At 44.3% G+C, this 716-nt stretch carries 1 protein-coding gene; it reads left to right on the forward strand.

Annotation, left to right across the window (positions count from 1 at the left end; genetic code table 11):
- Positions 1–716: IS200/IS605 family accessory protein TnpB-related protein (locus tag AN618_RS12455; protein WP_157081769.1), on the forward strand; the 716-nt coding region annotated here is incomplete at both ends.

The raw sequence follows: 716 nt of genomic DNA on the forward strand, positions 1-716 counted from the left end.
GAAACAGATGAGAACGGGCAATTAGCAGGACACGGCAAAATTCCGATGCCCGAACTTATAAGCGGCAATACGGATAAGAGGGAATATTACAGATGGCAGTATGCCCACGAGGTAGTGAGGTTAGCAGAAGAAAAGAAAAAAGCAATAGCAATCGAAAGATTGGACATAAGAGACAAAGGAAAAAGAGGGGACTTTTCAGGGAGGAAATCGAGGCGGATAAGGCACAGGTTTAGCTACAGGTCGCTGTTGGAAAAAATAAAGGTATTAGCGAAGAGGAAGGGTATACAAGTCATAGAGGTCAATCCCGCCTACACATCAGTGATAGGGATGCTGAAATATGCACCGCAGTATATGATAAGCAAGGACGTGGCAGCAGCGTATGTTATAGCAAGAAGAGGACTTGGGTTAAAAGAGCAAATTCCCGAAGGGTATATGGCAATTCTAAAAGATTTAGATGCTGACGAATTGGGGGAATTAAAAGAGCACGTAAAGAGGACGGTTAAGAACAAACACCTAAAGAAAAGGCAACTAAAGGAGATAGACGAAGCAATAAAACTAATACAAAGCCTTGGGAGTGAGCCAGGGAGGGCACTAATACCTCTGGATGGAACAAGTATTAGTGCCTGTAGCGAAAGCTATAAACTCTGGCGAGTTCTCAAGGTAGCGGTGGTGACGCCACTCTCCCCTGAGAAAGTCTTAAGAGACATCTCTGTCCT

The organism is Fervidicola ferrireducens, from assembly GCF_001562425.1.
In the GTDB taxonomy this organism is placed as follows: Bacteria; Bacillota; Thermosediminibacteria; order Thermosediminibacterales; family Thermosediminibacteraceae; genus Fervidicola; species Fervidicola ferrireducens.